The sequence below is a fragment of the Microbacterium sp. MYb66 genome (genome assembly GCF_002979435.1).
Taxonomy (GTDB): Bacteria; Actinomycetota; Actinomycetes; order Actinomycetales; family Microbacteriaceae; genus Microbacterium.
Genome location: NZ_PCOV01000006.1, coordinates 173,413 through 193,716, shown reverse-complemented (window position 1 = coordinate 193,716; position 20,304 = coordinate 173,413). Strand labels below are relative to the sequence as shown.

Here is a 20,304-nt window from a genome sequence, read left to right as displayed (position 1 = left end):
AACCGGAGGACACGATGGGTAACCCGCTGAAGAAGACCATGGTGTATCTCGGCCTCGCCGATGAAGAAGAGGTCTACGAAGAGGAGACGCAGGCGCCCGCCCGCGCTCACCGCGAACGCGACCGTGATCGCGAGGAGCCGGCACCGGCCCCCGTCACGCCGCTGCGTCGCCCCGTCGCCGTCCGACAGCCGTCTGCAGGAGCCGTGAACGAGATCCTCACCGTCCACCCGAAGCAGTACCGTGACGCTCAGCTGATCGCGGAGAGCTTCCGCGAAGGCGTCCCGGTCATCATCAACCTCTCGCAGATGAGCGATGCCGATGCGCGCCGCCTCATCGACTTCGCGAGCGGGCTCTCCCTCGGCCTCTACGGCCGTATCGAGCGCGTGACCTCGAAGGTCTTCCTGCTTTCGCCGGAGAACATCGCCGTCTCGGGCCACGGGGGCATCGCACACGCAGACGCTGAGTCTGCGGGCTTCGACCAGTCGTAGCCCGTGGAGCTGGTCTCCGTCGCAGCGAGCATCGTCCATCTGGTGCTGCTGTTGTACATCTTCGTGCTCTTCGCACGCCTGATTCTGGATTACATCCCGATGTTCAACCGGGAGTGGCGTCCGAAGGGGTTCGGCCTGGTCGCCGCTGAGGCCGTCTATACGGTCACCGATCCACCCATCCGGTTCTTCCGGCGGATCATCCCACCGCTGCGGATCGGTACGCTCTCACTCGATTTCGGGTTTGCGCTCACCCTGCTCATCGTCCTGATCCTGATGAACATCGTGGGGCTGTTCATCCGCTGAACTCCTGGCAGATCCCTCGGTGAGGCGACGACGAGTTCACGCACTCTGGGTGTCGTGACATCGCGACGCTGAGGCGCGGGGACTATGCTGGCACCCAGGTGCGCGCCCCGGGTTCGCGCCACATCACGACCACGCCATACATCGATACTGGCAATCGAACTCATCGAAAGAGGAGCCACCCATGGCACTTACCCCGGATGACGTCGTCACCAAGCAGTTCCAGCACGTCCGCTTCAAGGACGGCTTCGACCCGGACGAGGTGGACGACTTCCTCGACGAGATCGTCATCGAGTGGCGCAAGGCCCTCGAGGAGAACGTCGAGCTCAAGGCCAAGCTGGCCGCGTACGAGTCCGGTGCAGCTCCTGAAGCCGCCCAGCCCGCCGCCGCTCCGGCCGCTGCAGAGGCTCCGGCTCCTGTCGCCGAGGTCCCGGCCGAGCCCGCTCCGACCGGCTCCGCCACCGCGACCGCCGGCATCATCGAGCTCGCACAGCGTCTGCACGACGAGCACGTCGCCGAGGGCGAGGCGAAGCGCAACGCGCTGATCGCCGAGGCCGAGACCGAGGTCGCCCGTATCCGCACCGAGGCCGAGGCCAAGCAGCGTGAAGAGTCGGCGCGTCTCGAGCGCGAGCGCAACACTCTCGAAGCTCGCATCACCGAGCTCCGCAACTTCGAGCGCGACTACCGCTCGCAGCTGCGCGGCTACATCGAGGGCCAGCTCCGCGAGCTCGACGAGAAGTCGGCGACCACGGATTCCACGCCCGTTTCCGCGATCGGTCTGTAAGGCGCCCTCTTGTCAGGACGCCGTCCCCTTCGTCGGTCGGCGGCCGGTGCGGTCGTTGCGATTCTCGCAGCGCTCGTACTGGCCGCCGATCAGTTTGTGAAGTACCTCACGATCGAGAACCTGCCGTTGCAGGAGCCGGTACCGGTGCTCGGTGAGTTCCTTCAGCTGTACTACGTCCGAAACCCCGGAGCAGCCTTCTCTCTCGGGTCAGAGGTCACCTGGATCTTCACGATCGCCCTTGCAGTGGTCGCATCCGTGATCATCTGGAAGGCGTTCGGGCTTCGTTCGCGACTCTGGGCCGTCGTTCTCGGCTGCTTGCTCGGCGGCGTCCTGGGCAATCTCAGCGATCGGCTGTTCCGTGAACCGGGATTCCCGGTCGGGCACGTGGTCGACATGATCTCGATGCCGTGGATGATGCCGGCGATCTTCAACGTCGCGGACATCTTCATCGTGACGGGCATGATCTCGGTCGCCCTGCTCGTGGTCTTCGGCCTCCGCTTCGACGGCACTCGGGAACGTGATCACGCCGTGGTCGAGACCGAGGAAGAGGCCGAAGCGGCCGCCGCAGCTGCTGTGGCCGCGACCGAGACGGATGCCGACTTCGTGGATGGGGACGACGTCTCGACGAAGACCGCGGGAACAGAACTCGCGACCGACGACGACGCGCCTTCGGAGGATGCTGCTCCCGCATCGGAAGGGCGTTGACCGTGGAGTCACGGTCTCTGCCCGTTCCCGACGGTTTGGACGGGACGCGCGTCGACGCTGCGCTGGCGAAGCTGATGGGGTTCTCCCGCACGTTCGCGGCTGACGTCGCCGCCGCCGGTGGCGTGCGTCTGGACGGGGTGACGCTCGACAAGTCGGACCGCCTGCGCGGCGGCGGCTGGCTCGACGTCGAATGGCAGCCGAAGGAGGCACCGAAGATCGTCCCGATCGCGGTGCCCGAGCTGGGCATCGTGTACGACGACGACGACATCGTCGTGGTCGACAAACCGACCGGTGTCGCCGCGCATCCCTCTGTCGGGTGGGAGGGACCCACTGTCGTCGGAGCCCTCGCCGCGGCGGGTTTCCGCGTCGCGACCAGCGGCGCTCCGGAGCGTCAGGGGGTCGTGCACCGTCTGGATGTCGGCACCAGCGGCCTGATGGTCGTCGCGAAGTCCGAGCACGCCTACACGGTCCTGAAGCAGGCGTTCAAGGTCCGCACGGTGGAGAAGATCTATCACGCAGTCGTCCAGGGGCATCCCGATCCGTTGGCGGGGACGATCGATGCACCGATCGGCCGTCATCCGAACCACTCCTGGAAGTTCGCCGTCGTCCCGGACGGGAAGCCATCGGTCACGCACTACGAGACGCTCGAGGCGTTCCCCGGGGCATCATTGCTCGAGATCCACCTCGAGACCGGCCGCACTCACCAGATCCGCGTGCACATGGCCGCGCACCGGCATCCGTGCGTCGGGGACCCGCTGTACGGCGCCGACCCGACCATGTCGGCACGACTGGGGCTCACCCGTCAGTGGCTGCATGCTCATCGGCTGGCGTTCGCCCACCCGGCGACGGGGGACTGGGTGCAGTTCGAGTCTCCGTATCCCGATGACTTCCGTCACGCGTTGGACGTGCTGCGCGGCGAGTAGACCGCGCTTCTCCCTCAGGATGTCCGTGAAGTGCGCGACACTGAGCGCATGACCATCGAGGTTCGCCCGGCGACCGTGTTCGACGACGTCGCGACACTGGTGGGGCCGAAGAAGCCGACGTCCAACGTGTGCTTCTGCCTGAGCTACCGCATCGGCAGCAAAGAGAACGTCGCGCTGAAGGGCGAGGCTCGTGCCGACCGGGTCCGCCAGCTCTGCCACGAGGATCCGCCGCCGGGTGTGATCGCGTATCTGGACGACGAGCCCGTCGGCTGGGCGGCCGTGCATCCGCGGACCGACACGAGCTTCGCACGCAACCGGCTGATCCCGCACGTCGACGACCTCGATGTCTGGTCGCTGTGGTGCATCCGCGTGCGTCCCGGCCATCGGAAGCAGGGGATCTCGCATGCGCTGATCGAGGGTGCTGTCGCGTTCGCGAGGGAGCGCGGCGCTCCGGCCATCGAGGGCTACCCGGTCGACAACCGCGGGGAGAAGGTGAATCTGACGATGGCGTACGTGGGTACACGGGCGCTCTTCGAGAGCGCCGGTTTCGTGAAGGCGGCCGACACCGAGTCAGTGCTCGACGGGTTCCCCCGGGTCCTGATGCGACTCGATCTTCGGACATCGGGGAAGAAGTCGAGCAAGACGAAGAAAGCGTGAACCGTTCGGCGGATAACGACCAATACACAGCGTGAGCACTGACAGCGAGATCATCAGACGATCTCTGACGCATCCGCCGGCATTCGCCGAGCTCTTCGACCGACATTCGCGCGCCGTGAACGCCTTCGCGACCTATCGCATCGGACGGCATGCCGCGGAAGACGTGTTGAGCGAGACGTTCCTCGTCGCTTTCCGCCGCCGTGCCGACTACGACGCCGACGTCGAATCGGCAGTGCCCTGGCTGCTCGGCATCGCCTCGCGCCTGATTCGCAGGCACCGGGCGGTGGAGGCGAAGCATTGGCGGTCGTTCGCGGCATCCGTCACGGGCGAGGAGCATTCGTCGGAGGGTGGGGTCGACGAAGCGATGACGAGGGTCGATGCGGAACGTCGGGTGAAGTCGATGAAGTCCCGGATCGCCGCGCTCGCGCCGAAGGACCGCGAGACGCTGCTGCTCTATGCCTGGCACGGCCTGACCTATGACGAGGTCGCGACGGCGCTCGGAGTGCCGGTGGGGACCGTTCGGTCACGGTTGAACCGTGTGCGCCGCCGTCTGGATCCGGCGCGCAGGGCGCAGGCACACGCACAGTCGGTCGAGGTCGAGCAGGAAGGAGTCTCCCATGAACGTTTTTGAGAAGGTCACGCAGACGCGTCCGGAGATCGAGGGCGCCGAGGAGAACATCTCGACCGCACGTCAGCGGCTGCTCACCGAGATCCACGGTGCGCCACAGCCCGTTCGGCAGCGCGCTGCACGTCGGGGCTGGATCATCGCGTCCGGACTCGTGGGCGCCGCTGCCGCGGTCACCGCTGGAGTCCTGGTCGTGAACGCGTTCGCGCCGCCGGCAGGCCGTGTCGAGGCTGTGCCCACCCCGGAGCCTCGACCGTCGGTCGAGCCGAGTCCCACTCCGCAGCCGACGGTCGAGCCGCTCACGGTTTCGAGCGCGTTCGGGGCGGCGGGCACTGCTGCCGCGACCTTCTCGGGGCTGACCGTCGCGCCGGGGCAGTACCTCCGAATCCAGGCGGACCTGCACGATGTCGTGTACTACGAGCCGGTCAACGGCTGGGGTGAGCTCGCGGCGGACAGGTCGACCGCGACCGGCGCCTGGGAGATGGGCGGAACGTTCGAGACCTACGTGCCGGCGGATCCACATGGCGAGTGGCGATACCTCGGCACGTCCAGTGCGACGGGCACTCTCTATGGACAGGACGCCCAGCAGGGGCTGCAGCAGTATCTGCTCGACGCGGGGGCGGGCTCCGCGCCGTCCGGGCCGACCAGCATGGTCGGTGGCCCTCTCGCACCGTGGACGACGGTCGAAGGAAGCACCCTGCTCGTGGACTTCCTCGAATCGATGCCGAAGGATCCCGCACAGCTCATCGACTGGATCGATGAGCACCAGGACACGCCGCCCGAGGCGCATAACACCAAGGTCGGCTGGCTGCTGATCGAGCTTCTCTCCAAGAACATCGGGTCGGCAGAGGTACGCGCTGCGATGTACACCGCCCTGAGCATGCTCGATGGATTCGAGCTCACGGGCGTCGCAGGAAACGTCTTCACGGTCGCTCTGGTGACCCCGATCGAGGACCTCGCGGGCAACCCCACGACGGTGCGCCGGACGGCTGCGATCGACATGAGCACCGGTCTCGTGACGGAGACCACGGTCACGAGCGGTTCCGGCTCCGCACTCGTGCCCGATGCGGTGCCAGACTCGCGACGCTCGTATTCGGTGTCCGTCGTCGACACTGCTCCGTGACGAGTTTCGAACCGTCGGTGGATTTCGGAGCAATAGATGGTGTGAGCACAGACAGCGAGATCATTCAGCGGTCGCTCGGGCACAGAGGTGGTGGCGGCCGACGGGACCGTCGTCACCTACCGGCTCCGCGTGACCGCCATCGACTCCCCGCAGACGCAGTGGATCTCGATCGACACGGCGACCGGATGGGTGACGCAGCTGAGCATCCGGTTCGATCGGACCGATGACGCGGCTGGAGACATGGTCCCGACGGATGTCCCGGACATCCGTAAGACGTTCACCGCCGCGATCGTCGACGCGCTGCCCTAACCGGAGGGGCGTCCCAGGGCCCCGACACCGACCTCCGGTGTCGGGGCCCCACCTTAGACTCGAAGCATGGCATCCGACTCCTTCGTCCACCTGCATGTGCACAGCGAGTATTCGATGTTGGACGGTGCGGCGAAGATCAATGCGATGACCCAGGCGGCCGCCGATTACGGCATGCCGGCCATCGCGGTGACCGACCATGGCAACACCTTCGCGGCGTTCGAGTTCTACAACGCGGCGCGGAACGCGGGCATCAAGCCGATCATCGGGCTCGAGGCGTACATGACCCCGGGCACGCACCGCAGCGACAAGACGCGCGTGCAGTGGGGTTCGCCCGACCAGAAGAGCGACGACGTCTCCGGCTCGGGCGCCTACACCCACATGACCATGTGGAGCCAGAGCACCGAAGGCATGCACAACCTCTTCCGGATCAGTTCCCGGTCGAGCATGGAGGGCTACTACTTCAAGCCCCGCATGGACCGCGAGCTGCTCCAGACCTATGGCAAGGGGATCATCGCGACGACGGGGTGCCCGTCGGGCGAAGTGCAGACGCGGCTCCGGCTGGGCCAGTACGACGCGGCGCGCGCGGCGGCGGCGGAGTTCCAGGACATCTTCGGCAAGGAGAACTACTTCGCCGAGATCATGGACCATGGTCTCTCCATCGAGCGCCGGGTGATGACCGATCTCCTCCGCCTCGCGAAAGACCTGAACATCCCGCTGGTCGCGACCAACGACTCGCACTACACGCACCAGCACGAGGCAGATGCGCACGAGGCTCTGCTGTGCGTGCAGTCGGGCTCCACCATGGACGATCCGAACCGCTTCAAATTCGACGGCGACGGCTACTACATCAAGACCGCCGCGGAGATGCGGCAGCTGTTCCGCGATCACCCGGAGGCCTGCGACAACACCCTGTTGATCGCCGAGCGCTGCGAGGTCGAGTTCGACACCTCAGCGAACTACATGCCGCGGTTCCCGGTGCCGGACGGCGAGACCGAAGACAGTTGGCTCATCAAAGAGGTCGAGACCGGACTGCACTACCGGTACCCGGGTGGCATTCCCGACAAGGTGCGCAAGCAGGCCGAGTACGAGACCGGCATCATCCTGCAGATGGGCTTCCCCGGGTACTTCCTGGTCGTCGCCGACTTCATCAACTGGGCCAAGGACAACGGCATCCGGGTCGGTCCCGGCCGTGGCTCCGGTGCCGGCTCCATGGTCGCGTATGCGATGAAGATCACCGACCTCGACCCTCTCGAGCACGGCCTGATCTTCGAGCGGTTCCTGAACCCCGACCGCGTCTCGATGCCCGACTTCGACGTCGACTTCGATGACCGGCGCCGTGGCGAGGTCATCGACTACGTCACGGAGAAGTACGGCTCGGAGCGCGTCGCGCAGATCGTCACCTACGGCACCATCAAGTCCAAGCAGGCCTTGAAGGACGCGGGTCGAGTGCTCGGCTTCCCGTTCAGCATGGGGGAGCGGCTGACCAAGGCGATGCCGCCGCCCGTCATGGGCAAGGACATGCCCCTCGACGGCATGTTCGACTCCGCGCACCCCCGGTACAAAGAGGCGAGCGAGTTCCGTGCGCTGATCGAGACCGACCCCGAGGCCAAGACGGTCTTCGACCGCGCTCTCGGTCTCGAAGGTCTGAAGCGTCAGTGGGGCGTGCACGCCGCCGGCGTGATCATGTCGTCCGACCCGCTGCTCGACATCATCCCGATCATGAAGCGGGAGCAGGACGGTCAGATCGTCACGCAGTTCGACTACCCGTCGTGCGAGTCGCTCGGCCTGATCAAGATGGACTTCCTGGGGCTCCGCAACCTCACGATCATCTCCGACGCGCTCGACAACATCCGGACGAACCGGGGCGAGGAACTCGACCTCGAACATCTCGGCCTGGACGATCCGGGGGTGTACGAGCTCCTCGCCCGCGGCGACACACTGGGCGTCTTCCAACTCGACAGCCCACCGCTGCGTTCCCTCATGCGCCTGATGAAGCCCGACAACTTCGGCGACATCTCGGCCCTCATCGCCCTGTACCGCCCGGGCCCGATGGGAGCGAACTCCCACACGAACTACGCGCTGCGCAAGAACGGTCTGCAGGAGATCACGCCGATCCACCCTGAGCTCGAGGAGCCGCTGGCGGAGATCCTCGAGGAGTCCTACGGTCTCATCATCTACCAGGAGCAGGTCATGGCCATCGCTCAAGCGGTAGCCGGGTTCAGCCTCGGACAAGCAGACATCCTCCGTCGAGCGATGGGCAAGAAGAAGAAGTCCGAGCTCGACAAGCAGTACGAGGGCTTCGCGGGCGGAATGAAGCAGCGCGGATTCGGCGAGGCGGCGATCAAGGCGCTCTGGGACATCCTGCTTCCGTTCTCGGACTACGCGTTCAACAAAGCTCACTCCGCCGCGTACGGCCTCGTGTCGTATTGGACCGCCTACCTCAAGGCGCACTACCCCGCGGAGTACATGGCGGCACTGCTCACCAGCGTCGGCGACTCCAAAGACAAGATGGCGCTCTATCTGAACGAATGCCGTCGCATGGGGATCAAGGTGCTCCCGCCCGACGTGTCCGACTCGATCAACTTCTTCGCCGCCGTCGGCGACGACATCCGCTTCGGCCTCGGCGCAGTGCGCAATGTCGGCAGCAACGTCGTGGAGGGGATCGTGCAGGCGCGCAAGGACGAGCGGTTCACCTCGTTCCACCACTTCCTCGACAAGGTGCCACTGCACGTCTCGAACAAGCGCACCGTCGAATCGCTGATCAAGGCCGGCGCCTTCGACTCGATGGGTGATACCCGCCGAGCGCTCATGGAGGTGCACGAAGACGCGGTCGAAGCAGCTGTCGACCGCAAGCGCAACGAGGCCCAGGGTGCGATCGGGTTCGACTTCGACAGCCTCTACGACGGTATGGAAGAGGCGGCTCCGGCGAAGGTGCCCGCTCGACCCGAGTGGGTCAAGAAGGACAAGCTCGCCTTCGAGCGCGAGATGCTCGGTCTGTACGTGTCCGATCATCCGCTCGCTGGGCTCGAGGTCCCGCTGGCGAAGCACGCGTCGATCTCGATCAACGACCTCAACAACTCCGAGGACATGCAGGACGGCGACCAGGTGACGGTGGCCGGGCTCGTGACGAGCGTGCAACACCGCGTCGCCAAGGCCAGCGGAAACCCGTACGGCATGATCACCATCGAGGACTTCAACGGCGAGGTCACCGTGATGTTCATGGGCAAGACCTACACCGAGTTCCAGCACACGCTGCAGCAGGACGCGATCCTTGCTGTGCGCGGGCGCGTCTCGAGACGTGACGACGGACTCAACCTTCATGCCCAGTCTGCCTTCGCGCCCGACGTCGGATCGTTCGACGCAGCGGGGCCGCTGTCACTGGTGCTCGCCGAGCAGCGGGCCACGGAGCGCGTGATGACGGAGTTGGCGGAGGTGCTGCGCCGGCACAACGGCGACACCGAGGTCGTGCTCCGGGTGCACCGCGGCGGGACGGCGAAGGTGTTCGAGGTCCCTATGCCGGTCAAGGTCACCGCCGATCTCTTCGGTGACCTCAAGTCGCTGCTCGGACCCACCTGTCTGGGGTGAGCGGGTAGGATCGTGAGCCGTCGGCAGCACGACGAACGCCCCCGTCGAGCACTGTGACGAAAGGACCACTCATGAGCACGGACATCCCCGACCCGGATCTCCCCGAGCTGGAGGAAGAGGACTCGGTCTTCAGCGATGACGACGGCGTCCTCTACGACGACGAGGTGACCCCAGAGTACGGAATCCTCGGTTTCACCCTGCGCGAGCTGCTCATCGTCGGGGTGTGGCTGGTGTCGTTCGTCCTGTCGTTCTTCCCCCTGGCGGGAGGCGTCTCGCTCTGGGGCGTCGGCATCCAGTGGATCCTTCCGATCGCTGTGCCGACCGTCGCTGTGTTCCTCCTCGTCCTGCGCCGCTTCTCGCCCGACGGCATCCGCCGCGTCGGCTCGCTGGGCATCGACCAGTTCGCCTCGGTGGCGTTCTCCGTCGCGGCCGTCGTCTGGGTCGGCAATCTGTGGCTCACCATCTCCGGACTGATCGCCACCGGCTATTGGGGACTCCCGTGGAACGGCGTGGTGATGGTCGTCGCCGCCCTCGCGCTGGTCGTGCTCACGGTGTTCGCCCCGCTCGTGCCTGGACTGAAGGAAGACTTCCACGGTCGCCTCGTGACGCTGGCTCACCGGAATGCGAACCCGGTACGTCCTGTGATCGCCCGCCCGCGTCCCGAGCAGACTCCCGCCGACGGGCCGATCGCGGTCGGCGAATCGGTCACGGATGTCGAGATTGTGGTCGAAGACCGCCTCGATACCGACGAGGTCTCGCGTCTCGATCTCGCGGAGCAGGTGCCCCTCACCGCTCACGCCTCCGGCGGAGGCACCGGCACTGAGCAATCGACCGCGGACGAGCATTACGTGCCGACCTACGCGCGCCGCTCGCGGGCAGTCGAACCCGAGATCGTCTCGGACACGGGCAGCATCGAATCGCTCCTGGAGACAGCGGCGCGCGTCGAGACGGGCGACGTGTTCGCCGACGCCGATGCGACCGAGACGAGTCGCTTCGAGGTCGCCGATCTCGAGGCGACGAACCCGCGCGAGGCTGTCCCGGCCGCCCAGCCGTTCTGGATTCTCGCGCCCTCGGAGCGCGACGTGCACGATGAGCGCGGAGAACCGCTTTTCCGTATCGGCCCGAGCGCCTGGGCTCTTGTGATCGAGGACCGCGGAGGTGCGTACGTCGTCCGACATGACGACGGACGGATCGGCTACCTCCACGACATCTCCGACATCACGAAAGGCTGACATGCGAACGATCGATCTGCGAGGGCGCGAGCTCTCGCCCGCCGACATGCTCGCTGCGGTGCCTCGAGCCACACAGGCACGTGCCGAGGCGCTCGATACCGCCGCACGCATCGTCGAGGACGTGCGTGAGCGCGGGGAGACGGCACTTCGGGAGCAGGCGGAGCAGTTCGACGCGGTGACCGGGCACGATGTCCGCGTCCCCGAGGCGCACATCACCGAGGCGCTGACCGCTCTGGCCCCCGACGTGCGAGCGGCACTCGAGGAGGCTATCCGTCGGGTGAGACTCGCTTCTGCCGCCCAGGTTCCTCCGACCCAGGTCACCCGGATCGGAGAGGGCGCCGTCATCACCCAGCGCTGGCAGCCGGTGCACCGTGTCGGCGTGTACATCCCGGGCGGCAAGGCGGTCTATCCGTCCAGCGTGATCATGAACGTCGTCCCGGCGCAGGTCGCGGGTGTCGAACAGATCGCCCTGGCCTCGCCCCCGCAGGCCGATCAGGGGGGACGGATCCACCCGACGATCCTCGCCGCCGCCGCGCTTCTGGGCGTCACCGAGGTCTATGCGATGGGTGGAGCCGGCGCGATCGGAGCCTTCGCGCACGGTGTCCCGTCGCTCGGCCTGGATCCTGTCGATGTCGTCTCCGGCCCCGGCAACAACTACGTCGCGTCCGCCAAGCGTGCCGTCGCCGGCGTCGTCGGCACGGATTCGGAGGCGGGCGCCACGGAGATCCTGGTCGTCGCCGATGCCGATGCTGATCCGCGTCTGATCGCCGCCGACCTCGTCAGCCAGGCCGAGCACGACGAACAGGCGTCCGCCGTTCTGGTCACCGATGCCGCGGAGGTGGCCGAGCAGGTCGCAAGCGCAGTGGAGCGGATCGCCGCAGCGACGCGACACAGCGAACGCGTCGGTGCGGCGCTGGCCGGGCCGCAGTCCGCGATCGTCCTCGTCGACGACCGCGCCATGGCGACTGCCTTCAGCAATGCGTATGCGCCGGAGCACCTCGAGCTGCACCTCGTCGACGCCGAAGAGGCGGCAGCCGCGTTCACCAGCGCCGGTGCCGTCTTCGTCGGCGACCAGACGCCGGTCAGTCTCGGTGACTACATGGCGGGGAGCAATCACGTCCTGCCGACCGGCGGACAGGCGCGGTACGCGCCCGGTCTCGGCGCGTACACGTTCCTCCGTCCTCAGCAGGTCATCTCCTATGACAGGGCCGCGCTGGCCGCCGTGAGAGCGGGAGTCGTCGCCCTCGCCGACACCGAGGTGCTTCCCGCGCACGGCGAGGCGATCGAGGCTCGCTTCACCGCGTAGGATCGGTCAGATGCACTGCCCCTTCTGTCGTCACTCCGACTCCCGCGTCATCGATTCTCGAACCAGTGACGACGGACTCTCGATCAGACGACGTCGGCAGTGCCCGGAGTGCGGTGGGCGCTTCACGACCACCGAGACTGCGAGCCTCAACGTCATCAAGCGCTCCGGTGTGATGGAGCCGTTCAGCCGGGAGAAGGTCATCACCGGCGTGCGGAAGGCCTGCCAGGGGCGACCGGTGACGGAAGCCGACCTCGCCATCCTCGCGCAGCGTGTGGAAGAGGCCGTCCGACAGACCGGCGTCTCGCAGCTCGACACGAACGAGATCGGTCTCGCTATCCTCGGACCGCTGCGCGACCTCGACGAGGTCGCGTTCCTGCGCTTCGCCAGCGTCTACCAGGCGTTCGACTCCCTGGAGGACTTCGAGGCCGCGATCACCGATCTGCGCGCCGACCACACGGAGCAGGAGCTCGAGGACCGGTAATCTGGCAGGGATGTATCCGCTGCTCTTTCGCGCTGTCCTCTCGCGCTTCGACCCCGAGTTCGCCCACCACGCCGGCATGGCGGTGGTTCGTGTCCTCGGTGCGCCTCCCTTCTCCTGGGCGACGCGCGCGCTCACGCGGCCCGACCCGTCGCTCCGCGTCGAGGCGCTCGGGCTCACGTTCCCCTCGCCGTTCGGCGTCGCGGCCGGTTTCGACAAGAACGCGGTCGGTGTGCGCGGTCTCGCCGCATTGGGCTTCGGTCACGTCGAGGTCGGCACCGTGACGGCGATTCCCCAGGAAGGGAACCCGAAGCCCCGCCTGTTCCGTCTGGTCGCCGACCGCGCCGTCATCAACCGGATGGGCTTCAACAACGCCGGTGCCGATGCGGCGGCTCGCCGTCTCGCCCGCCTCCGCCGGGGAGCTCCCGACACCGTGATCGGCGTGAACATCGGCAAGAGCAGGGTGGTCGAAGTCGAGGATGCGACCGCGGACTACGTCGCCTCAGCGACCCGGCTCGCACCTCTTGCCGACTATCTGGCCGTGAACGTGTCGTCCCCGAACACGCCGGGGCTGCGCGGTCTGCAGGCGGTCGAGACGCTCGCGCCTCTGCTGCGCGCGGTTCGCGCGGCGTCGGGCGCCACTCCGCTGCTCGTCAAGATCGCACCGGACCTCCCGGACGAGGAGATCACGGCTATCGCGCAGATGGCCGTGGATGAGGGGCTCGCGGGAATCATCGCGCACAACACCACTATCAGTCGCGACGGTCTGCTCACCGACGCCGCGACAGTCGAGGCGGCAGGAGCGGGCGGCCTCTCCGGCGCGCCGCTGAAGCAGCGGTCGCTCGAAGTCCTCCGCGTCGTGCGCGATGCCGTGCCGGCCGACTTCTGCGTCATCGCGGTAGGAGGGGTGGAGACCCCGGCCGATGTGCAGGAGCGTCTGAATGCCGGTGCGACCCTCGTCCAGGGGTATACCGCGTTCCTGTATCGCGGTCCCTTCTGGGGTCGCGAGATCAACAGGGGGCTGGTCAGTCGGGGTACTGTCCGCGCTTGACCTGCGGCTTCGGCAGTCGCATGAAACGCATCTGCAGGGCGCGCATCGCGGCGTACCAGCCGAGACCGCGCTCGAGGCGCTCCTTGCCGAACTTCGCCGCGGCCTTGCGCTTGACCCGCATGGCCAGCAGGACCATCCCGCCGATCGCGATCACGAGATACCCCATCATCACGATGTACGCGTAGAAGGAGATGATCGTGTTCGCCGGTACCAGCGAGGCCAGGATGACCAGCACCATGACCCCCATGACGAACTCCGCCGGGTGCCAGCCTGCGTCGACGTAGTCGCGCACCCAGCGTCGCTGCGGGCCCTTGTCGCGGACCGGGAGGTACTTCTCCTCGCCTGCGGCCATGCCGGCCTGTGCGCGGGCACGGCGCTCGTTGAGGTCGGCTTTGGCGGCCGCCTTCGCCTCCTTGGTGTTCGCGACCAGGGGACGGCGACGAGCCGCCTCCTGCTCCGCGCGGGTCGGCGTCGCGCGCCCCTTGCCGACGGCAGGCGTCTCGGGGGCGTCGTCGTTCGTCGAAGGGGAGGCAGGGGTAATGGCCACGGAGTTCCTCGGTTCGCTGACGGGGGATCACCTTAAGATTACTCGCATGACCTCACCTGTTCTCCCCAGCGAGTCCGAAGCAGCCGTCCTCGAGGCGGTGGCGACCGGTATCCCGTCTGCGCTGTCGGATCTCGGCCATCTGGTGCGCATCCCCGGGATGGCCTGGCCCGCGTTCGATCAGACGCAGCTGGAGCGCAGCGCGGAGGCCGTGGCCGCTCTGGCTTCGGGTACGGGTGTCTTCGACGAGGTCCGTGTGCTGCGCGCCGCGATTCCCGGCACGGACGAGCTCGGGCAGCCGGCTGTCCTGGCCACTCGTGCGGCGAGGAACGGCAAGCCGACGATCCTGCTCTACGCGCACCATGATGTGCAGCCGCCGGGGGAGGACGCACTGTGGGAGACCCCACCGTTCGAGCCGACGGTGCGGGACGGCCGCCTCTACGGTCGTGGGGCCGCGGACGACAAGGCGGGGATCATGTCTCACATCGCCTCGGTCCGCGCGGTGAGCGAAGCCCTCGGCGACGACCTCGATCTCGGGATCGCGATGTTCATCGAGGGGGAGGAGGAATACGGATCCCGCTCCTTCGCGCAGTTCCTCTCCGACAACAAGGATGCGCTGCGTGCCGACGCGATCGTCGTGGCCGACTCCGGCAACTGGGATTCCATCACCCCCGGACTCACGGTCTCCCTGCGCGGCAACGCCCGGTTCACGATGCGGGTTCGCACCCTGGATCATGCCTCGCACTCGGGGATGTTCGGCGGTGCGGTGCCGGACGCGATGATGGCCACCGTCACGCTGCTGTCGACGCTGTGGAACGCGGACGGCTCCGTCGCGGTGGAAGGGATGACCGAGCGGGACGCGTCGACCCCCGAGTACACGGAGGCGACGCTCCGTGACGAGGCGGGCCTGCTGCCGGGCACGACTCCGATCGGTGACGGAACGATCCTCAGCCGGATCTGGAACAAGCCGTCGGTAACCGTCATCGGCATCGACGCCACGAGCGTGGCTGCGGCGTCCAACACCCTCCTCCCCGAGGTCACCGTCGTCGTCAGCGCACGGGTTGCACCGGGACAGAGCGGTCAGGAGGCCTACGACGCGCTGGAAGGCCATCTGCGCGCCCATGCTCCGTTCGGCGCAGAACTCACCTTCTCCGACGTGGACCTCGGCGACGGCTTCCTGGTCGACACCAGCGGCTGGGCGGTCTCGCTGACGCGCGACGCGATGCGCGACGGTTACGGAGTGCCGTCGGTGGATCTGGGAGTGGGTGGTTCGATTCCCTTCATCGCCGATCTGGTGCGGGAGTTCCCGGCCGCTCAGATCCTGGTCACGGGGGTGGAGGATCCCCATTCCCGTGCGCACAGCCCGAACGAATCCCTCCATCTCGACACCTTCCGACATGCGGTCGCGACCGAGGCGCTGCTGCTCGCGCGCATGAATGCGGTGGAACTCTGAGCCTCACAGGATCCACGGCGGTAGAATCGTCCGAGAAGCCGTGCACCCGCGGCCCGTCACAAGGAGCGACATGAGCGACACCACACTCTCCCCAGAGACCACCCGCGCACACGGCGTCACCCTGACCGACGCTGCCGCCATCAAGGTGAAGAACCTCCTCGAGCAGGAGGGCCGCGACGATCTCCGTCTGCGCGTCGCCGTGCAGCCCGGCGGATGCTCGGGACTGATCTACCAGCTGTACTTCGACGAGCGCTACCTCGAGGGCGACGAGACCGTCGACTTCGACGGCGTCGAGGTGATCATCGACAACATGAGCGTTCCGTACCTCGACGGTGCGGCGATCGACTTCAAGGACACGATCTCCGAGCAGGGGTTCACCATCGACAACCCGAACGCAGCGGGCAGCTGCGCCTGCGGAGACAGCTTCCACTGATCCTCGCTCTGTCGACTCGGCCGCCGTCACCACTGGTGACGGCGGCCGAGTCGCTTCCGGAACCTGCGTGGTTGGCATGAATCAGGTGTGAGGTTGCCCTAGACTTGGGTGTGCTCTGTTCGCGATCTGAAAGGTGCATCGTGCCCTCGAAACGCAGCCTTCGTTGGGCCGCCCTCCCTGTGGGAGTTGCGGCAGCCTTGGCCCTGGCGGGATGTTCACCCACCGAGCTGAACGGCTTTCTTCCTGGCTTCGTCGAGGGTGGACCCGCGGCCACCAACCAGACCGAGCGCGTCTCGTCGCTCTGGGTGAACTCCTGGATCGTGCTCCTCGCCGTCGGCGTCATCACCTGGGGCCTGATGGCCTGGGCCGCGATCGCCTACCGCCGTCGCAAGGGCCAGACCGGTCTCCCCGTGCAGATGCGCTACAACATGCCGATCGAGATCTTCTACACGATCGTGCCGCTCTTCCTCGTGCTGGGCATGTTCTTCTTCACCGCTCGCGATCAGACCGAGATCGAGGCGAAGTGGGACGACCCCGACGTCGAGATCACCGCGATCGCCAAGCAGTGGGCGTGGGACTTCCAGTACGACGGCGAAGAGGACGACAACTCCGACGCCGTATGGACCATGGGCATCCAGGCTCAGCCCGACAAGGACGGCAACATCGACCAGGCGCAGCTGCCCACCCTGGTGCTGCCGGTCGACAAGAAGGTCACGATCGACCTGCAGTCGCGCGATGTCATCCACTCGTTCTGGATCATCGACTTCCTCTACAAGAAAGACATGTTCATCGGGAAGGACAACTCCTGGTCCTTCATCCCCACCCGTGAGGGTGAGTACGCCGGCAAGTGCGCCGAGCTCTGCGGCGAGTACCACTCGATGATGCTCTTCAACGTGAAGGTCGTCTCTCAGGACGACTACGACGCGTACCTCGAGTCGCTCGAGGAGAAGGGCAACACGGGCGACATCACCGACGCCTACGACCGTCTCGCGAACTTCCCGGGCACCACCCCGAAGACCGACACCGAGGAAGGAGGGGAGTAAGTCATGTCGACCACAGAAGCTCCCCGTACCGACGAGACTCCCAAGTCGCGTCCCAGCACCCTGCCCGCCCGCCAGGCCGCTCTCATGAGCTCCTCGCGAGTGGAGCAGAAGGGCAACATCGTCGTCAAGTGGATCACCTCCACCGACCACAAGACGATCGGGTACATGTACCTCATCGCCTCCGTGCTGTTCTTCCTCCTCGGCGGTGTGATGGCCCTCGTCATCCGCGCCGAGCTGTTCGCGCCGGGAATGCAGATCATCCCGACGAAGGAGCAGTACAACCAGTTGTTCACGATGCACGGCACGATCATGCTGCTCATGTTCGCGACGCCGCTGTTCGCCGGGTTCGCCAACGCGATCCTCCCGCTGCAGATCGGCGCTCCCGACGTGGCCTTCCCGCGTCTGAACGCCTTCGCCTTCTGGCTCTTCCTCTTCGGCTCGACCATCGCGGTGGCCGGCTTCCTCACCCCGCAGGGTGCGGCTTCCTTCGGATGGTTCGCCTATCAGCCCCTGGCGGGGGCGTCGTTCTCTCCGGGCGCGGGTGGCAACCTGTGGATGGTGGGTCTCGGCATCTCCGGCTTCGGAACGATCCTCGGCGCCGTCAACTTCATCACCACGATCATCACCATGCGCGCGCCCGGCATGACGATGTGGCGCATGCCGATCTTCTCGTGGAACACGCTCATCACGAGCCTGCTGATCCTGATGGCGTTCCCGGTTCTCGCAGCGGCGATCTTCGCCGCCGCGGCCGACCGCATCCTGGGAGCTCACATCTACGACCCGGCCAACGGCGGCGTCCTGCTCTGGCAGCACCTCTTCTGGTTCTTCGGCCACCCCGAGGTCTACATCATCGCGCTGCCGTTCTTCGGCATCGTCTCCGAGATCTTCCCGGTCTTCAGCCGTAAGCCGATCTTCGGATACAAGACGCTGGTCTACGCGACGATCGCCATCGCGGCGCTCTCGGTCGCGGTGTGGGCTCACCACATGTACGTGACGGGCTCGGTGCTCCTGCCGTTCTTCGCCCTGATGACGATGCTCATCGCGGTGCCGACGGGTGTGAAGATCTTCAACTGGATCGGCACGCTCTGGCGAGGGTCCGTGACCTTCGAGACTCCGATGGTCTTCGCTCTCGGATTCCTCGTGTCGTTCGTGTTCGGTGGTCTGACCGGTGTGATCCTCGCGGCACCGCCGCTGGACTTCGCGCTGTCCGACTCCTACTTCGTGGTCGCGCACTTCCACTACGTGGTATTCGGAACCGTCGTGTTCGCCATGTTCGCCGGCTTCTACTTCTGGTGGCCGAAGTGGACCGGGCGGATGCTGAACGAGCGTCTCGGCTACGTGCATTTCTGGCTGCTGTTCATCGGCTTCCACATGACGTTCCTCATCCAGCACTGGCTGGGAGTCGACGGCATGGTCCGCCGCTATGCGGATTACTCGGAGGCGGACGGCTGGACCTGGCAGAACCAGGTCTCGACCATCGGTGCGATCATCCTCGGCGCCTCGATGCTGCCGTTCTTCCTGAACGTCTGGATCACGGCGCGCAAGGCCCCGAAGGTCACAGTCAACGACCCGTGGGGCTACGGTGCATCGCTCGAGTGGGCGACTTCGTGCCCGCCGCCGCGACACAACTTCACGTCGATCCCGCGCATCCGCAGCGAGCGTCCTGCGTTCGATCTGAATCACCCGGAGGCTGCCGAGTTCGCGACCACGGCTCCCGGCGAGCGAGAGGCCCACTAAGTCATGCGCGACAACGTCATTCTCTGGTGGATCCTGACGGCGTTCTTCGCCCTCGTCGGCGTCGTGTACACCGGCTGGCACATCCTGGCCACACCGTCCGACAACTTCGCGGAGCGGATCGAGTGGGTGGGTACCGTCGCGCTGTTCTTCGCGGCTTTCATGAGCGCCATGATCGCGTTCTACCTCGATCGCACTCACAAGGCGCAGAACGGCGAGCTGCCCGAAGACATCCTGACCTCGGACATCGATGACGGCGACCCGGAGCTCGGCGAGTTCAGCCCGTGGTCCTGGTGGCCCATCGTCCTGGCTGGTTCTGCCGGTGTCTTCGTCGTCGGTCTCGCCGTAGGCCACTTCCTCCTGCCGATCGGACTCGCGATCTTCGTCGTCGCGATCGTGGGCTGGGTGTACGAGTACTACCGCGGCAACTTCGCCCGCTGACGCACATACCCATGAGGAAGGCCCCCGGATCCGTCCGGGGGCCTTCCTCATGTCTGCGGCGATGTGCGTCTCACGCGCGGGTGCGAACGCGGGCGATGCCCGTCAGCGGGTCTACGGGGCGATGGTGGATGCCGTCGGCATCTTCCACCGGGTAGCCCTCGCGGACCCAGTACTCGAATCCGCCGATCATCTCGCGCACCTGATACCCGAGGCGGGCGAACTCGAGCGCGCCCTTCGCGCCGGCGTTGCACCCCGGGCTCCAGCAGTACACGACCACTTCCGCGTCCGCGGGGATCTCGTCCGAAGCCCGCCTGGTGATCTCGCTGTAATGCATGTGCACGGCCCCGGCGACTCGACCCTGCGCCCACGCCTCATCGGAGCGGACGTCGATGATGAAGATGTTCGCCCCTGCCTTGCGCGCGGCGTGGACGTCGCTCGGATCGGTCTCGTAGGCGAGCTTGGCGGCGTAGTAGTCGGCACGATCGATCATGCCCTCAGCCTAGGTCGACCCGGTTATCCCCTCACAGCGGATTCCTGCCGCTCTGCGTGCTGATGCTGACAGCATGGCGGGGTCAGAGAGGAGCCGTCATCTGTACACGCGCCCCGTGTCGGAACAGACCGAGAGCCGTCTCCGTCTCCACGAGCTTGCGGAGCAGGGGAGTATCCGGTTCGCTCACGCGAAAACCGCAGGAGGCATAGAACGGCGCGTTCCAGGGCACGTCCGCATAGGTGCGCAGGGTGATCCGGGAGTGACCGCGTTCTCGCGCTTCCGCGAGGGCAGCCTCGACGAGTTGACGGCCGATACCGCGACGCCCGAACGCAGGGAGCACGGAGAGCTGTTCGAGATGCGCGTGCCCGTCGATCTCCAGGACGTGCACGAACCCGACCGGGGTGGGTGCCGCGCCCTCGTCTGCAGGCTGCTCCGCAACCAGGACGTAGCCCGGCCAGGAAGATCTTTCGTGTGGTGAGGTCGGGGGAGGCCAGTCCACGGCACCGAAACGGTCGACGAGAAGAGCATCTGCCGCGATTTCGATCCGCTCGGTCGCGGCATCGTCGCTGGCGCGCGCCGGGCGAAGGAGAACAGTCATGC

22 protein-coding genes are annotated in these 20,304 nt (G+C 66.4%); 19 read left to right on the top strand and 3 right to left on the bottom strand.

Translation table 11 applies throughout. The features are described 5' to 3' along the window. Positions 1-14 precede the first annotated feature (14 nt). The 14 genes from CQ045_RS13640 to CQ045_RS13575 all read left to right on the top strand — a co-directional run bounded on the left by CQ045_RS13640 (position 15) and on the right by CQ045_RS13575 (position 13,566). Positions 15-488, top strand: coding sequence for a cell division protein SepF (locus tag CQ045_RS13640; protein WP_017830233.1), 474 nt, complete (start codon positions 15-17; stop codon positions 486-488). A gap of 3 nt (positions 489-491) precedes the next feature. Then, positions 492-791 (top strand): YggT family protein, encoded by a 300-nt coding sequence (locus tag CQ045_RS13635; RefSeq protein ID WP_105724580.1) that lies wholly within the window; start codon positions 492-494, stop codon positions 789-791. 181 nt (positions 792-972) lie between these two features. Then, the gene (locus CQ045_RS13630) at positions 973-1,572 is read left to right on the top strand and encodes a DivIVA domain-containing protein (RefSeq protein WP_105724578.1); all 600 of its coding nucleotides are present in this window, start codon (positions 973-975) and stop codon (positions 1,570-1,572) included. A 9-nt stretch (positions 1,573-1,581) separates the two neighbouring features. Continuing rightward, positions 1,582-2,277 (top strand): signal peptidase II, encoded by a 696-nt coding sequence (lspA, locus tag CQ045_RS13625; protein ID WP_374955025.1) that lies wholly within the window; start codon positions 1,582-1,584, stop codon positions 2,275-2,277. A 2-nt stretch (positions 2,278-2,279) separates the two neighbouring features. Next, entirely contained in the window at positions 2,280-3,200 is a 921-nt protein-coding gene (locus tag CQ045_RS13620; protein WP_105724575.1) for an RluA family pseudouridine synthase, read from the top strand. Positions 3,201-3,248: 48 nt separating this feature from the next. Continuing rightward, a complete protein-coding gene (locus tag CQ045_RS13615) occupies positions 3,249-3,857 on the top strand; it encodes a GNAT family N-acetyltransferase (RefSeq protein ID WP_105724572.1) in 609 nt (202 codons plus the stop codon). Positions 3,858-3,888: 31 nt separating this feature from the next. Next, positions 3,889-4,488 (top strand): RNA polymerase sigma factor, encoded by a 600-nt coding sequence (locus tag CQ045_RS13610; RefSeq protein ID WP_105724570.1) that lies wholly within the window; start codon positions 3,889-3,891, stop codon positions 4,486-4,488. Beyond that, entirely contained in the window at positions 4,475-5,605 is a 1,131-nt protein-coding gene (locus CQ045_RS13605; RefSeq protein ID WP_105724568.1) for a hypothetical protein, read from the top strand. Before CQ045_RS13610 ends, CQ045_RS13605 begins: the two co-directional genes overlap by 14 nt. A gap of 129 nt (positions 5,606-5,734) precedes the next feature. Further along, positions 5,735-5,914, top strand: coding sequence for a hypothetical protein (locus tag CQ045_RS13600; RefSeq protein WP_146115245.1), 180 nt, complete (start codon positions 5,735-5,737; stop codon positions 5,912-5,914). Positions 5,915-5,980: 66 nt separating this feature from the next. Further along, complete coding sequence (gene dnaE, locus CQ045_RS13595) at positions 5,981-9,499, top strand: DNA polymerase III subunit alpha (protein WP_105724564.1); 3,519 nt, start codon at positions 5,981-5,983, stop codon at positions 9,497-9,499. Between the two features lie 71 nt (positions 9,500-9,570). Further along, positions 9,571-10,731: a hypothetical protein gene (locus CQ045_RS13590; RefSeq protein ID WP_105724562.1), complete on the top strand. Its 1,161-nt coding sequence runs from the start codon at positions 9,571-9,573 to the stop codon at positions 10,729-10,731. A gap of 1 nt (position 10,732) precedes the next feature. Further along, entirely contained in the window at positions 10,733-12,037 is a 1,305-nt protein-coding gene (hisD, locus tag CQ045_RS13585; protein WP_105724560.1) for a histidinol dehydrogenase, read from the top strand. Between the two features lie 10 nt (positions 12,038-12,047). Continuing rightward, complete coding sequence (gene nrdR / locus CQ045_RS13580) at positions 12,048-12,518, top strand: transcriptional regulator NrdR (RefSeq protein ID WP_105724558.1); 471 nt, start codon at positions 12,048-12,050, stop codon at positions 12,516-12,518. Positions 12,519-12,528: 10 nt separating this feature from the next. After that, positions 12,529-13,566: a quinone-dependent dihydroorotate dehydrogenase gene (locus CQ045_RS13575; protein WP_105724556.1), complete on the top strand. Its 1,038-nt coding sequence runs from the start codon at positions 12,529-12,531 to the stop codon at positions 13,564-13,566. On the opposite strand, the gene CQ045_RS13570 is transcribed toward CQ045_RS13575, so the two are convergent. Further along, positions 13,541-14,113, bottom strand: coding sequence for a DUF3043 domain-containing protein (locus CQ045_RS13570; RefSeq protein WP_105724554.1), 573 nt, complete (start codon positions 14,111-14,113; stop codon positions 13,541-13,543). The genes CQ045_RS13575 and CQ045_RS13570 overlap by 26 nt on opposite strands. A gap of 46 nt (positions 14,114-14,159) precedes the next feature. On the opposite strand from CQ045_RS13570, the gene CQ045_RS13565 reads away from it, so the two are divergent. The 5 genes from CQ045_RS13565 to CQ045_RS13545 all read left to right on the top strand — a co-directional run bounded on the left by CQ045_RS13565 (position 14,160) and on the right by CQ045_RS13545 (position 19,214). Continuing rightward, positions 14,160-15,563 carry a dipeptidase gene (locus CQ045_RS13565; RefSeq protein ID WP_105724552.1) on the top strand — a complete coding sequence of 468 codons (1,404 nt, stop codon included), beginning with the start codon at positions 14,160-14,162 and terminating at the stop codon, positions 15,561-15,563. A gap of 70 nt (positions 15,564-15,633) precedes the next feature. Continuing rightward, a complete protein-coding gene (gene erpA / locus CQ045_RS13560) occupies positions 15,634-15,996 on the top strand; it encodes an iron-sulfur cluster insertion protein ErpA (RefSeq protein ID WP_105724550.1) in 363 nt (120 codons plus the stop codon). A 140-nt stretch (positions 15,997-16,136) separates the two neighbouring features. Further along, positions 16,137-17,039, top strand: a complete 903-nt coding sequence (coxB, locus tag CQ045_RS13555; protein WP_105724548.1) for a cytochrome c oxidase subunit II — start codon at positions 16,137-16,139, stop codon at positions 17,037-17,039. 3 nt (positions 17,040-17,042) lie between these two features. Continuing rightward, a complete protein-coding gene (gene ctaD, locus CQ045_RS13550) occupies positions 17,043-18,776 on the top strand; it encodes a cytochrome c oxidase subunit I (RefSeq protein ID WP_181156565.1) in 1,734 nt (577 codons plus the stop codon). A 3-nt stretch (positions 18,777-18,779) separates the two neighbouring features. Next, the gene (locus tag CQ045_RS13545; protein ID WP_105724546.1) at positions 18,780-19,214 is read left to right on the top strand and encodes a cytochrome c oxidase subunit 4; all 435 of its coding nucleotides are present in this window, start codon (positions 18,780-18,782) and stop codon (positions 19,212-19,214) included. A 70-nt stretch (positions 19,215-19,284) separates the two neighbouring features. Here the strand turns inward: CQ045_RS13545 and CQ045_RS13540 are convergent, their stop codons facing one another. After that, positions 19,285-19,704 (bottom strand): rhodanese-like domain-containing protein, encoded by a 420-nt coding sequence (locus tag CQ045_RS13540; RefSeq protein WP_105724544.1) that lies wholly within the window; start codon positions 19,702-19,704, stop codon positions 19,285-19,287. Positions 19,705-19,786: 82 nt separating this feature from the next. Further along, positions 19,787-20,302: a GNAT family N-acetyltransferase gene (locus CQ045_RS13535; RefSeq protein ID WP_105724542.1), complete on the bottom strand. Its 516-nt coding sequence runs from the start codon at positions 20,300-20,302 to the stop codon at positions 19,787-19,789. Between the last annotated feature and the right edge of the window lie 2 nt (positions 20,303-20,304).